General features: G+C 37.6%; 11 protein-coding genes. All 11 read left to right on the top strand.

What is annotated here, in order from left to right:
• Positions 1-184: 184 nt before the first annotated feature.
• The 11 genes from ISU02_RS21245 to ISU02_RS21195 all read left to right on the top strand — a co-directional run bounded on the left by ISU02_RS21245 (position 185) and on the right by ISU02_RS21195 (position 14,055).
• The gene (locus ISU02_RS21245) at positions 185-2,209 is read left to right on the top strand and encodes a methyl-accepting chemotaxis protein (RefSeq protein WP_194703865.1); all 2,025 of its coding nucleotides are present in this window, start codon (positions 185-187) and stop codon (positions 2,207-2,209) included.
• A gap of 124 nt (positions 2,210-2,333) precedes the next feature.
• Positions 2,334-2,891 carry an aminoacyl-tRNA hydrolase gene (pth, locus tag ISU02_RS21240; RefSeq protein WP_194703864.1) on the top strand — a complete coding sequence of 186 codons (558 nt, stop codon included), beginning with the start codon at positions 2,334-2,336 and terminating at the stop codon, positions 2,889-2,891.
• A gap of 17 nt (positions 2,892-2,908) precedes the next feature.
• Positions 2,909-6,388: a transcription-repair coupling factor gene (mfd, locus tag ISU02_RS21235; protein ID WP_194703863.1), complete on the top strand. Its 3,480-nt coding sequence runs from the start codon at positions 2,909-2,911 to the stop codon at positions 6,386-6,388.
• 40 nt (positions 6,389-6,428) lie between these two features.
• On the top strand, positions 6,429-7,499 hold the full coding sequence (locus ISU02_RS21230; RefSeq protein ID WP_194703862.1) for a peptidylprolyl isomerase: 1,071 nt from the start codon (positions 6,429-6,431) through the stop codon (positions 7,497-7,499).
• A gap of 119 nt (positions 7,500-7,618) precedes the next feature.
• The gene (yabN, locus tag ISU02_RS21225) at positions 7,619-9,070 is read left to right on the top strand and encodes a bifunctional methyltransferase/pyrophosphohydrolase YabN (protein WP_194703861.1); all 1,452 of its coding nucleotides are present in this window, start codon (positions 7,619-7,621) and stop codon (positions 9,068-9,070) included.
• A 94-nt stretch (positions 9,071-9,164) separates the two neighbouring features.
• Positions 9,165-9,443 carry an HU family DNA-binding protein gene (locus ISU02_RS21220; RefSeq protein WP_194703860.1) on the top strand — a complete coding sequence of 93 codons (279 nt, stop codon included), beginning with the start codon at positions 9,165-9,167 and terminating at the stop codon, positions 9,441-9,443.
• 144 nt (positions 9,444-9,587) lie between these two features.
• A complete protein-coding gene (locus ISU02_RS21215; RefSeq protein WP_194703859.1) occupies positions 9,588-9,851 on the top strand; it encodes an RNA-binding S4 domain-containing protein in 264 nt (87 codons plus the stop codon).
• 23 nt (positions 9,852-9,874) lie between these two features.
• Complete coding sequence (locus ISU02_RS21210) at positions 9,875-10,174, top strand: FtsB family cell division protein (RefSeq protein WP_194703858.1); 300 nt, start codon at positions 9,875-9,877, stop codon at positions 10,172-10,174.
• A gap of 21 nt (positions 10,175-10,195) precedes the next feature.
• A complete protein-coding gene (locus ISU02_RS21205) occupies positions 10,196-11,113 on the top strand; it encodes a Ppx/GppA phosphatase family protein (protein ID WP_194703857.1) in 918 nt (305 codons plus the stop codon).
• Between the two features lie 205 nt (positions 11,114-11,318).
• Positions 11,319-12,707: a TldD/PmbA family protein gene (locus ISU02_RS21200; protein WP_194703856.1), complete on the top strand. Its 1,389-nt coding sequence runs from the start codon at positions 11,319-11,321 to the stop codon at positions 12,705-12,707.
• 1 nt (position 12,708) lies between these two features.
• Positions 12,709-14,055, top strand: coding sequence for a TldD/PmbA family protein (locus ISU02_RS21195; protein WP_194703855.1), 1,347 nt, complete (start codon positions 12,709-12,711; stop codon positions 14,053-14,055).
• The last annotated feature ends 152 nt before the right edge of the window (positions 14,056-14,207 follow it).

Below are 14,207 nucleotides of genomic sequence, written 5' to 3'. Positions count from 1 at the left end.
AAATTGAATTATTCAGTAGTTTTAGGATAGATCTTATAAAAAGGGCAAAACTTGTTAAAGTTTTTGTCCTTTTATTAAATTTTTGTAATGTTCAATTGTGAACAGTATATGAACAGTGTTATAATGAAGGATAATTAAAAACCCATAATTTTGGGAATGATTAGAAAAAAATAAGGGGGGTCATATGGAGAAAAAAGGTAGAACTAAACGTAGTAAAAGTAGACGTTCAATCAAAGCAAAATTTCTTTTGATAATGAGCTTAATCTTAATCATTGGAGTGGCAACTTTGAATTATTCGGTATATTTGATATCGAAAAATGTATTGACTGACAATTTTGAAGAAACGGCAAGAGAGCTTTCAAAATCTACAGAACTCATCATTGAAGGGTTTTTGTCTGAGTACGAAGGTATTGTTGCAGCTGCAATAAAAACGGAAGAATTCTCAGACTATGATGGCTCTCCAGAAAGCACACAACGATTAAAAAACTATTTGGATTTAGTAGTAGAAGAGTATCCCAACATTTTGTTTATGTACTTAGGAACAGAAAATGGGGACATGATTATGAGACCTAATGGTAATCTGAAGCCAGATTACGATCCTCGCATGCGACCTTGGTATAGCGATGCGCTCAATACAGATGAAATTGTGTGGACGCAACCCTATATTGATAGCACTACAAAAGATCTTGTTGTGACGTGCACCGCTAAGGTCAAAGATAAGAATAATAAATTGATGGGTGTCATTGGATTAGATTTAAAGTTGGAGCAACTTTCAGAACTTGTAAACTCTATTACAATTGGAAAAACAGGTTATCCAGCACTTGTGGATGGGAATTTACTGATGATGACATCTCCTGATCTCACACTTATTGGAAAGGAAATCCCAGTTCCAGAGATCAATGAAGCTCTAAAAGCCAATAGCAGTGAAGTCATCAAATACATTTATGAGGCAGATGATAAGAAAATCAAAAAATTAGCGCTTATTGAACCCCTTGAAAAAGTAAATTGGTATATAATAGCGACCTTTTCTGAAAGTGAAATCGTAGAAGATATTGCCGCAATCACATGGACGATCATTCTGTATGGGTTGGCTATTTTAGTGATTTCCCTGATCATCATTTTTATCTCCACAACGCAAATTGGCAACAACATCAAGAAAATAGTAGGTGTCATGGAAAGGGCACAAAACGGAGATTTAACGGCAGTGGCTACAATTCACTCTAATGATGAAATCAATCATTTGGCAGATTACATGGCAAGTGCTTTTGAAAGTATTGGCATGATGATCAAGAATGTTCAAGGGGTTACTCAAGAAGTCAGTTATGCGGCGGAAAATCTAGCAGCGACTTCAGAAGAAACCAGTGCGTCTGTGGATGAAATCTCAAAAAGTGTTTCTGATATCTCTAAAGGGGCACAGGAACAAGCGGCAGATGCTGAAAAAGGTGCAACATATGTCAATGAGCTGGCTAAAAAATTCGAAGAACTCAATAGCAACACAAGTGATATGTTAAGCGCCTCAGCAAAAGTATTGGATGCAAATGAAAAAGGACTGTCCTCGATTCAACTGCTTAGAGAAAAAACAAAATTAAATGATGATGCAAATTTAAAAATCAGTGAGGCGATCCATGCTTTAAATGATAAAACACAATCCATTGGCAACATTTTAAATACGATTTCATCGATTTCGGAGCAAACCAACTTACTTGCATTAAACGCTTCCATTGAAGCGGCAAGGGCAGGCGAATTTGGAAGAGGTTTTGCAGTCGTTGCAGAAGAAATCAGAAAATTGGCAGAAGAATCCGCTAAATCTACAGAAGAGATCAGAGAAATCATAGTCAATATCCAAAGTGATAGCAATAAAACCGTCACAAGTATGACAGAAGTTCAAACGATCTCTAAAGAACAATCACAAGCCGTATATGACGTGAATGACCAGTTTGATGAAATTTCTGATGCAATCAACGAGATCAATACAGGCATAAAACGCATTTCTGTATCTGTAGACCAGCTCAATCACGACAAGAATAACATCGTTGAGTCCATCGAGGGTATTTCAGCAGTCAGTGAAGAAACTGCGGCGGCTTCTCAACAGATGGATGCAACCATGGATCAGCAAGTCTTTGCAATAGAAGAAGTTGCAAAATCCGCGGAAAAGCTTAATGAACTTGCAAGTATCTTAAATCAAGAGATTTCTAAATTCAAAATTTGAGATAATTTTAGTGTGATCCAGAGATGAATCTTTAAAAAGCTTGGCAATTTAATAATTGTCAGGCTTTTTTTGTGGTATAATTGATGTGCTAAAAAACCAATGTAAGATAAGATGAGGAGCAAATATGTATGTCATTGTAGGATTAGGGAATCCTGGAAAGCAATATCAACAGACGCGTCACAATGTGGGATTCAATGTGATCGATGTACTCAGTGAGAAATTAAGTATCCGCGTGGATAAAATAAAGTATAAAGCAGTCATTGGAGAAGGTCAGTACCAAGGGGAAAAAATCATGCTCGTGAAGCCTCAAACCTTTATGAATCTCAGTGGTGAATCGGTTATGAAAATCATGAGTTATTTCGATCTGCAAATGGAAAATCTCGTTGTTATTTATGATGATATAGATACTGAATTGGGTAAATTGAGAATTCGTAAAAAGGGAAGTGCTGGGACACATAATGGCATGAGAAACATCATCTACTTGTTGCAAAAAGATGATTTTCCTAGAGTTAGAATCGGTATAGGCAAGCCTGAAAGGGGCGATTTGAAGGATTTTGTGCTCAAAAGATTCAGCCCGGATGAGAAACTATTAATGGACGATACAATATCAAGAGCAGCAGAAGCCACACTTGCTATTATTCGGGAGGATGTTGACAAGGCAATGAATCTATACAACGGTTAAAGAGGAAGGATGTTGTCATGAAGTTAATGACTAATTTATTTGATCATTCAAAAGAATATCAAGAACTTAAGAAGAGCATTTCTCAAAGGATCAGTCCGATTTTAGTTCATGGGACTGAAATAAGTGCCCTTAAATGGATCATCTTGAAGTTATCAGAGGACCTGAAAAGGGATATATTGGTATTGTTTGATGATGATTTCAAAGCGAAAACTGCCTCTGAAGATGCTGAAGCATTCAGATATTTGCCAAGTCGAGAAATGATTTGGTTTGATACATTTGCGCATTCTAATCAATTGACTCATGAACGGGTTGAAACTTTATTAAAGCTTAAATCTCAAGACCCTACAATTCTATTCACCGCAATCAACAATCTTGCAGTCAAGTATCCACTATACGAGCAGTTCAGAGACAAGGCTCTCTTTGTAGATATGGATTCTGTTTTAGAACTCTCTGAAATGCAGCGCATTTTTTTTGAATTTGGCTATGAAAGAGTGGAAATTGTAGAGGCAAAAGGACAATATAGCATTCGAGGAGGCATTGTAGATATTTTTTCAACATGCTATGAAAATCCCATTAGAATGGAGTTCTTTGGAGATGAAATTGATTCAATTCGTTCTTTTGATATAGAAACGCAAAAGTCCATTGAGAAATATGAAAGCGTTGAAATCTTTCCATGCCGTGAAATGATCTTGGAAGAGCAAAGTGTAAGAAATGCAGTGATCAAACTCGATCAAGTTAAATCCAATTATAAAACTCAAAAGAGACAGCGTGTGGAATCAATGATTGAACATCTTAAAGAAGGCGTCATATCAGACGACTTGGACCCTTACTTTTCGATTCTATTCGATCAGGCAGACTCGCTTTTAGCTTATCAGAGAGAGCCAATTGTGTTCGTCATAGGCAATAATCAATGCATGATGAGAATCAAACAATATATTTCCGAGTATGCAAGACAATTTACAGATTTTCTTGAACGCAATGAGGTAATCAAAGAACAGTATGGTCGAATCTTTGAACTCGAGCAAATATTGACTTTACTCAAACAGAAGACTTTGGTTCTGGATGAACTGCTGATTAAAAAAGTAGATCAATTTGAACCCGAACAAATCCTGAAGATTACTTCTAGAGAACTTTCTAAGTACTATGGCAAATTTGATCAAATCGCACTTGATATAAGAAAATGGAAACTCAGTGGTTATCATATTATTATTGCAATTGGAGATGATCAAAGAAGACAAAAGTTTTTTGAGCTAATGCAGTCTTATGACATTGCCATCGATCAAGAAACGCATTATGATCGTGCACTTAGCGGTCAGGCGATTCTCGTGGCACAAAATATGAATGCCGGCTTCTACTTTGATACGTTTAAAGCGGTTATGTTAACTGAAAACGAGCTCTATGGTGAAGGTAAAAAAGTAGCTCGTAAACGTGCAAACACAGGTAAAGTGATCAAAGCCTTTTCAGAGTTATCCATAGGAGATTATGTGGTTCATGAAAACCACGGGATCGGTCAATATGTGGGTATTGAACAGATGAAAATTGATTTGACGCGAAAAGATTTTTTGAAAATCAAATATGCACATGATGACTTTCTCTATATACCTGTAGAGAGCTCAGGCATGATCCAAAAGTATTTAGGTACAGATAATGATAAGCTAAGACTGAATCGGTTAGGTGGCACTGAGTGGAAAAAGACGAAGCAGAGAGCTCAAAAATCCATTGAGGAAATGACCGACGAACTCATCGAACTCTATGCAGAGAGAAAGGCGAAACGCGGTTATGCCTTTTCTCGGGATAGCGAATGGCAAAGGGAATTTGAAAATATGTTTCCCTACCAAGAAACTCAGGATCAGCTCAAATGTATTGAAGAGATTAAAAGAGATATGGAAGTGCAACTTCCGATGGAAAGACTCTTATGCGGCGATGTCGGCTATGGTAAAACTGAAGTAGCGCTCAGGGCGGCTTTTAAAGCAGTACTCGATTCAAAGCAAGTGGCCATCTTAGTGCCCACTACGATTCTAGCTCAGCAACATTTTAACAATACCGTAGAGCGCTTTTCGAAATATCCAGCGAAAATTGAGATGCTTTCTAGGTTTAGAACCAAAGCGGAACAGGAAAAAATTATTGAGAATATTCGAACGGGTGTGGTGGATGTGATTATTGGCACACATCGAATTTTATCCAATGATATTCAATACAAGGATTTGGGCCTTTTGATCATCGATGAGGAACAACGATTCGGGGTTAAGCATAAAGAAAAAATCAAGATGCTCAAAGAGAATATTGATGTGCTTACATTATCTGCAACACCTATACCGAGGACACTTCATATGTCTATGATTGGCATCAGAGATATGAGTGTTATTGAAGATCCGCCAGAAGATCGATATCCGATTCAAACGTACGTGGTTGAATTCGATGAGTTTTTGGTCAGAGAGGCCATCATACGTGAAATCGAAAGAGGCGGGCAAGTTTTTTTCGTTCACAATCGGGTGGCAGATATCGATCAGGTTGCGCATAAAATTCATCAGCTTGTGCCAGATGCCAAAGTCGATTTTGCACATGGTCAAATGAATGAGCACAAGCTCGAAAAAATAATGCTCAGCTTTATGAACAATGAATTCAACGTATTGGTCTGCACTACGATCATCGAAACGGGACTTGATATTTCCAACGTCAACACCATTATCATAAATGACGGAGATCGATTTGGACTCTCGCAACTCTATCAACTTAGAGGGCGCGTGGGGAGGAGCAACAGGCTGGCGTACTGCTACATTTTTTATCAAGCCAATAAAGTGCTTAATGAGATTGCGGAAAAGCGGTTAAGGGCAATAAAGGAATTCACTGAACTGGGTGCAGGCTTTAAAATAGCCATGAGAGATCTTGAAATCAGAGGGGCTGGAAATGTGTTAGGCACTCAGCAACATGGACACATGGAGGCCATTGGATATGACCTGTTTTGTAAGTTGCTAGAGGAAAGTATCCTGCGTAAAAAAGGTGAAGTTGTAAGCGAAATGCCACAAGCCAAGATGGATATTGCAATCAATGCGTATATTCCAGAAAACTACATCAACAATCATCAAATGAAAATTGAGATCTACAAGAAAATAGCTTCCATAGAGACGAGAGACCAATTTGACAGCGTTTATGAAGAAATTGAAGATCGCTTTGGTACGGTTTCTCCTTCTGTGAACAATTTGATGAAAATTGCATTTATAAAGTCTATGGCAGAAAAAATGTGGATCGAAGAGATTTCAGAAGAGAACAATCATTTTATAATGAAGTTTCAAATAGATGCTCAAATCAATCCTTTAGTCATTGGTCGGATCGTAGAATTTGAACCTAAAAATTTACAATTCTACGCGGGAAATCCCATGATTATGAAACTTAAAATTACAAACAGATTAAGAAAAAAAGAAGAACAATTAACAATGCTTGAAAATTTCATAGAAAAAATATATAGTTTTTACTGTGAGTATAGTAATATAGAATAGAAACAATTGATTTCGCAATAAAAATTGAGGAGAAGGTATGATGACAAATTTAAAAAAGGTGCTGGCTTTGACGTTGGCGATAATGGTGTTTGTAATGACTGGATGCTCTTCAGAGGCAAAACCAGCTGAGGCAAGCGTCCCTAAGGTTGATACAACAAATGCTATTGCAATGGTTAACAATCAAATTATTGAATTAGATACATTTAATAAGTTTTATGGCATGTATGAATCCGCATATAAGAAAAACTATGGTGATGATGTTCTTGAAAGAGATGTCAATGGCGTGAAGTTTGGTGAAATTTTAAAACAAGATATTGTGGATATGTTGGTTTCAGAACAATTAATGCGTGACTATGTCAAAAGTACAGAGTACGTTGTGGAGACAGCAGCACTTGATGAGAAATTTAAAGAATTGCAAGATCAGTTGACTACAAATGAAGAAGTCAAATCACTTTATGAGACATTGGGCATTGACGATGCATTCTTAAAGAAGCAAGTTGAAAGCAGCATGTTGGCAAGTGAATTTAATCGTTTGATTACAGAGAGTATCGATCAAGATGAAGCAAAACTCAACGAGCTTTATGCATCGACACCGATTCAAGTGAGTGCAAGTCATATTCTCGTTGCGGATGAGGCAACAGCAAAACTTGTAAAAGAAAAATTAGACGCAGGTGAAGATTTTGCAGAGCTGGCTAAAGAGTACTCTCAAGATCCCGGTTCAGCTTCAGCTGGTGGTAGCCTTGGATTTTTCGGCAGAGGCGTTATGGTATCTGAATTTGAAAAAGTGGCTTTCAGTTTACCAGCAGGTGAAATTAGTGAACCCGTTAAATCAAGCTTTGGTTATCATATCATTCGTGTAGATGAAGCTAAAACCATCAACGACATGATTGCCGATGGCGAAGATGAAACCGTGATCAATCAACAAAAAGAAGAACTCAAAAAAACCATTTCCGATGAATATTTCGCTAAGAAAATGGACGAATTGAAATCAGCGGCAACTATTGAGACCTTTATGGACAAAGTAGCTAACGTTGATGCAACATCGACAGAACCTGCAACAACAGAACCTGAGACAACAGAACCTGCAACAACGGAAAAGAAAACAAACTAAGACAATGAGGTCAGATGTTAAAGCGTCTGACCTCTTTAATATAATCGTAGGGTGGATGCGAGTGAATTTTGTAAGTACATAAACAGATATTTTATAGAACAGATAGAAGGTGGTTAATCATGAATCCAATAACAATAGTAGGTATGGGACCGGGTGGAAAAGAGTATTTAACGCTACAGGCTTTAGAAATACTGACAACATCCTCAAACGTATACCTTAGAACGGAAAAACATCCTGTGGTGGCAGATCTTGTTCAAAATGGCATGCAGTATGAGAGTTTTGATGCGATCTATGATGCGGCTGAAACATTTGATGAGACTTATGAAGCCATAGCAAACAAGGTACTTACTTTGGCGCAGGAGCAACCAATTGTGTATGCGGTGCCTGGAAATCCATTTGTGGCAGAAAAAACAGTCGCGTTGATCATGGCAGCTCACCCAAACGCATTGATTAAGATTGTTCATGGCGTCAGTTTTATAGATGCCATAATAACTGCGCTTAAGTATGATCCTGTAGAGGGGCTTGAAATTGTTGACGGCCTTAAAATCAGTGATGAATCATTGAATCCTAAAAAGGATCGTCTTATTATACAAGTTTATAACCAAATCGTGGCATCTTCAGTAAAACTTCACCTCATGTTACGTTATCAGGACGATCATGAAGTCATTGTGGTGAATGCAGCAGGTATAGAATCTCTTGAGAAAATCGAAAGGGTACCTCTCTTTGAATTGGATCGTGATCCAGAACGTTTTAATCATCTGACAAGTTTATTTGTGCCTGCGGCGGTCGATGCTGGATATACTTTTGAAGATCTTCAGAAAATAATGGTTCAATTGAGAGCTGAAAATGGTTGCCCGTGGGATAGAGAGCAGACCCATCAGACGCTATCGAAGTATTTGATTGAGGAAGCGTATGAGGTGTTAGATGCTGTGGCATCAGAAGACGACAATGCGTTGGTGGACGAGCTTGGGGATGTACTCTTGCAAGTGGTATTTCATGCCACTATTGCCAGTGAAGATGGTTATTTTTCAATGGATGATATCACAGATGGTGTTTGCCGAAAAATGATCAGAAGACATCCACATGTATTTTCTGACGTTGACGTTTCAGGCTCAGATGAAGTTCTCGTGAACTGGCAGGCCATAAAAGCAAAAGAAAAGCAAACGGAAAAGATCTATGAGGCAATGCATGCAGTTGCCAAAAGTACGCCTGCACTGATCAGAAGCCAAAAAATTCAGAAAATTGCAGCTAATGTTGGTTTTGACTGGCAAAATGTAAAAGATGCTATAGAAAAAATTGATGAAGAATTTAATGAGTTTAAGGCGGAAGTGGAAGCTCAGGATTTCAAGAAGTTGGAAGAAGAACTTGGAGACTTGCTGATGATCATCAGCAATGTTTCCAGACATTTGAAAATTGATGCAGAGATTGCACTTGCTAAGGCCATAGAAAAATTTATTAGAAGATTCAAATATATTGAAGAGAAATTACAGGCTCAAAATGATGTCCCAAGAGACGAATTACGCGATGAAATGGATAAATTGTGGAATGAAGCGAAAAAATGGGAGAAATAATAAAAAAAAAAGCAAAAACTCTTGTAAAACTTGAAATTTCAACGTATACTATTTATAGTTAAGACAACTTTATAATTTAAGAGGAGGTTTTATTGTGAATAAAGCTGAATTAGTAGCTAGCATGGCTGAAAAATCAGGATTAACAAAAAAGGATGCAGAATTAGCATTAAATGCATTTATGAAAAGCGTTGAAGACGAACTTGCAAAAAACGGTAAAGTTCAACTAGTTGGATTTGGTACTTTCGATGTTAGAGAAAGAAAAGCAAGAACTGGTAGAAACCCAAGAGATCCTAAACAAACAATTGAAATTCCAGCATCAAAAGCACCTGTTTTCAAAGCTGGTAAAGCATTAAAAGAAACAGTAAATGCGTAATATAGCATAGAAAAGGCAGCTTCGCTGCTTTTTCTTTATTTAAAAATGAAAGCAATAAAATCCTCGCAGAGGGCGTTCGCTTCGGGAACTCATTTCGCGAAGCGAACCACAATTAAAATACAAGTCGATCTGAGGAGGTTATCCATGAGAATCGATAAATATCTAAAAAATGCAAGACTTATCAAACGCCGAACTGTGGCAAAGGAGGCTTGCGATCAAGGACGTGTAAGCATCAATGGCAAAACGGCTAAAGCTGGGGCTGAAGTCGCTGTGGGTGATGAAATAATCATCACTTTTGGCAATAGAAAATTGACGTTAAAGATTACGGCGCTAGAAGAACATGTAAAAAAGGAATTGGCTAAGGAACTTTATGAAATTTTGTCAGAAGAAAAAATTGAAGCGGTTTAATTTTTGGGAATAAGGTGTTTGTGATGGCTAAGAAATTTTTTAAAAGGAACAGCCTTTTGATTATTATTTTGATCATTTTTGTAGTGTATTTCGTGTACAGTATGTATATAACCGATATAAAATTGAAAGAATATCAAGCCACTCAAAGCGAGTTAAATCAAGAAATAAGTGCGCTTGAAGACGATATTGAGCGCCTTAAAGATGATTTAGAGTATGCACAAACGACTGAAGCGATTGAAAAGATTGCAAGAGAAAAGTTGAAGATGGTCAAACCCAATGAGATCATATACATGATTAAGGGGCTTGATGACACAGATGAATAAGAAGATAAATAAGGAAGACTTATGAAAAATAGATATGCATCTATAGATGTTGGGACGAATTCCATAAGATGCCTAATGGCAAAAATAGAAAATGGACAACTTGTAGAAGCCGAAAAAAAACTTGAGATGACTCGAATTGGTGAAGGTGTCAACGCAACTAAAATGTTGCAACCAGAGCGAATTCTTTCAAGTACAAATGCGATTAAAAAATTTGTAGATGAAGCAAAGGCCTTTTTGGCCCAAGATATATTCATTATGGCAACCAGTGCTGTGAGAGATGCAGAGAACCGTGCGGTTTTTCTAAATTCGGTAAAAGAGGCAACTGGATATGATGTGGATGTGATTTCTGGAAAGCAAGAAGCTGACATTGGATTTAAAGGTGTTATTGCAGGTGCGATTGCGCCTGAACGCATGAAGCTTGTTGTGGATATTGGTGGTGGCTCTACAGAATTTATCGTTGGCAATATAGAGGGTATTGCTTTTTCAAAAAGCATTAATATTGGTGCGGTTCGAATGACCAATATGTTTGGTCGTGACTACAGTGCCATGTCTGATTTTATAGATGAACAATTGAAGCCGATTGTGCCTTTCATTTCAGATGGAAAAACGTTCGATGTTATTGGAATTGGTGGCACTGCAACAACTTTTTTAACTATGTTCAAAAAAATAGAACATTATAAGCGTGAGCTCGTTCACAATCAAATGATTACTTGCAGGGATATAGAAGTGATCAATAAACAGTTGCGTGGCCTAACGCTTGAAGAAAAGAAGAACCTTCCCGGTTTAGATCCCAAGAGAGCAGATATTATAGAAGCAGGCGGTGTGATCTTAAGTCGTGTCATGCACTGGGCGCGTTCAGAAAACATGATTATCAGCGACTATGATAATCTTGAAGGATATCTCTTTTATTGCTTAGAGAATCCCCAAAATCGAAGATGATAGTTGAAAGCGTTAAATCGTTTAAAAGCAGATGTGCAAGTGATTTTTAAGAACTTGTACATCTTTTTTAAATGTAAAAAGAGTGTGTATTTTATAGTGAGAGCATTGTGTTTATTGTACAAAATGTTATACAATAAAATAACCATATAAAATTATTTATATAAAACATATACTAAATCAGAAGTGTGATCCACGGAGGTGTCATATGATTGAAAAGAATATCATTCAAGATATACTTACAGCTGCAATTTCAACAGGTGGTGACTTTGCAGAAATCTTTGTAGAAGATCGATTTAACACAGCCATTGAAATGACAATGGGGAAGATTGAAAAGTCGTTGTCAGGCAGAGATTTTGGAATCGGTATCCGAATTTTTAAGGGCACGAACAGTGTTTATACCTATACGAGTCATTCTGATAGAGCGCATTTGATAAAAGTGGCTCAAAAAGCTGCTGAAGCCATAAAAGGCATGCCATTAGACTTAAATTTTGATTTGCAATTGGCTTCGCCTGAGATCGTTCATCCTATAGCGATCAGACCTCAAAGTGTTGAAAAAACAATTAAAGTAGAGCTTATGCGCAAAGGTTATGAACAAGCTGTGAAGGCAAGTGATTCTATTAAACAAGTTGTTGTGAATTACATGGATTATGAACAAAAGGTACTTATTGCAAATACCGAAGGCAGACTAGTGAATGACACGCGTACGAGAACGAGATATACAATTAGCGCTGTTGCCGAAAATAAAAATGGCTTGCAAACAGGACGTGCAGGAAAGGGTTCAGGAAAAGGATTTGAACTCTATGATCAAATCGATGTGGAGGCGCTTGGCAGAGAAGCGAGTCGAGTGGCTCTTACTATGGTGGACGCCAAGTCTGCACCAAGTGGCAAATTTCCTGTAATTATTGATAATCGGTTTGGAGGCGTCATATTCCATGAAGCGTGCGGCCATGGACTTGAAGCTACTTCCGTTGCAAAAGGCAACAGTGTTTTTGCAGATAAACTGGGGCAAAGAATTGCATCTGAAATTGTAAATGCAGTGGATGATGGCACCGTTTTAAACGAGTGGGGTTCTGCAAGTTTTGATGATGAAGGCACACCGACAAAACGCAATGTGCTGATTGAAAACGGCATCTTGAAAGGGTTCATGATTGATAAGCTCAATGCCCGAAGAATGCATATGGATATTACGGGTTCATCAAGGAGACAGTCTTATAAATACGCACCAACCTCAAGAATGACAAATACCTATATTTTAAATGGAAGCCATACATTTGATGAGATGGTGACATCAGTGCCCTATGGGTTATATGCCAAGAGTTTAGGAGGCGGATCTGTAAACACGTCCACAGGGGAGTTCAACTTTGCTGTACAAGAAGGGTATCTGATTGAAAACGGCAAGATCACAAAACCAGTAAAGGGTGCAACCCTTATCGGTACGGGCTTAGAGATTTTAGAGAAAATTGAAATGATCTCTAATAATTTTGGATCAGATGAAGGCATGTGTGGCTCAGTGAGTGGATCGATTCCTGCCGGATTAGGGCAACCAGCACTTAAAGTATCTGAAATAACAGTAGGCGGCAGAGAGGAGGCATAATATGGACGTAATGATTAAGCAACTGTTTGAAAAAGGACGACAAATGGGTTTTGAAGCACAGGAAGTCTATATACAAGATTCCAAGAAACTTTCTATGTCCGTCTATAAACAGGAATTAGATAAATACAGTCTTTCTGAAAATGGCGGAATATCATACAGAGGGATTGTGGACGGCAAAATGGGATATTCGTATACAGAAAAAATGGATGATCAAGCGGTTGAAATGCTTGTAAATGAGGCTTTTCAAAACGCTAAAATCATTGAGAACGAAGATGTCGTCAGGATTTATAAAGGGGATGAAGATTACAAGAAGATAAATCTATATAATCCTGAACTCGAGCAAGTACCCATTAGTCAAAAGATTGATTTTCTAATGGCACTTGAAAAATCAATTGAAGCAAAAGATCCAAGAATATACCAAGTGACTGCAAGTGCGTATGAGGAATCAGATGTCTTCGTAAGAATTATCAATACAGAAGGTTTAGACCTATCAGATCATGCAAATTATTGTATTGTTTATACCATGATCTCTGCAAAAGAAGATGGCGATACTCGAACCGGTTTTTCTTATCAAGTGGGGAATGACTTTGATAAATTTTCAATAGACTATTTGACTGATGAGGCCACACGTGAAGCCTTGAATTTATTGGGTGCAAAATCTACAAAATCCAAAGCCTGTGAAGTGGTCTTTAAAAATGATGCATTTGCACAATTGCAAAGTGCTTTTAATGGCGTGCTGTCAGCTGAAAATGTTCAAAAGAATCTTTCGAAATTTAAAGATAAGCTGAATGAACAAGTGGCATCTGAAAAGTTCACGTTAATTGACAATCCGCATCTAGAAGATGGCATTGCATCTGGGAGTTTTGATGCAGAGGGTGTGGCCACCAGAATCAATCACGTGATTGAAAATGGCGTTCTAAAAACATATTTTCACAATTTGAAAACGGCTCAAAAATCAGGTGTGCATTCAACTGGAAATGCGAGCAAAGGTTCTTATAAAGGTACAATTGGCATTTCAGCTACCAATATATACGTACAGCCTGACCGTCATAGCTTTGAAGAAATCATTGGCTCGGTAAAGGATGGTATTTACATCATTGATTTACAAGGCTTACATGCAGGGCTCAGTCAAGTATCTGGCGACTTTTCACTTCAATGCTACGGCTATCATATCCAAAACGGCAAATTGGACAAGCCGGTGAGTCAAATAACGGTTGCTGGAAATTACTTTGAAATGCTTAAAGAGATAGACATGATTGGAAATGATCTGAAATTCACGATTATGGGCGCGGCTTATACGGGTTCGCCAACTATTAAAATCAAAAAGCTTTCCATATCAGGAGAATGATCTTAAAATCTAAAGAATGATTTCAAATCTTAAAATGAGGACCTAGTCCTTAAATATAACACATGATCTTGAGAGACTTTTAACTTTAAGATACAATTTTATAGGTTGAGGGTCTTTCGCTTTTTTTCATTTTTTAATAGTTTGAAAATCGA

The organism is Fusibacter ferrireducens (assembly GCF_015352425.1).
In the GTDB taxonomy this organism is placed as follows: domain Bacteria; phylum Bacillota; class Clostridia; order Peptostreptococcales; family Acidaminobacteraceae; genus Fusibacter_A; species Fusibacter_A ferrireducens.
Note: the sequence above shows the minus strand (reverse complement) of the source record. Positions and strands in the feature narration are given on the sequence as shown.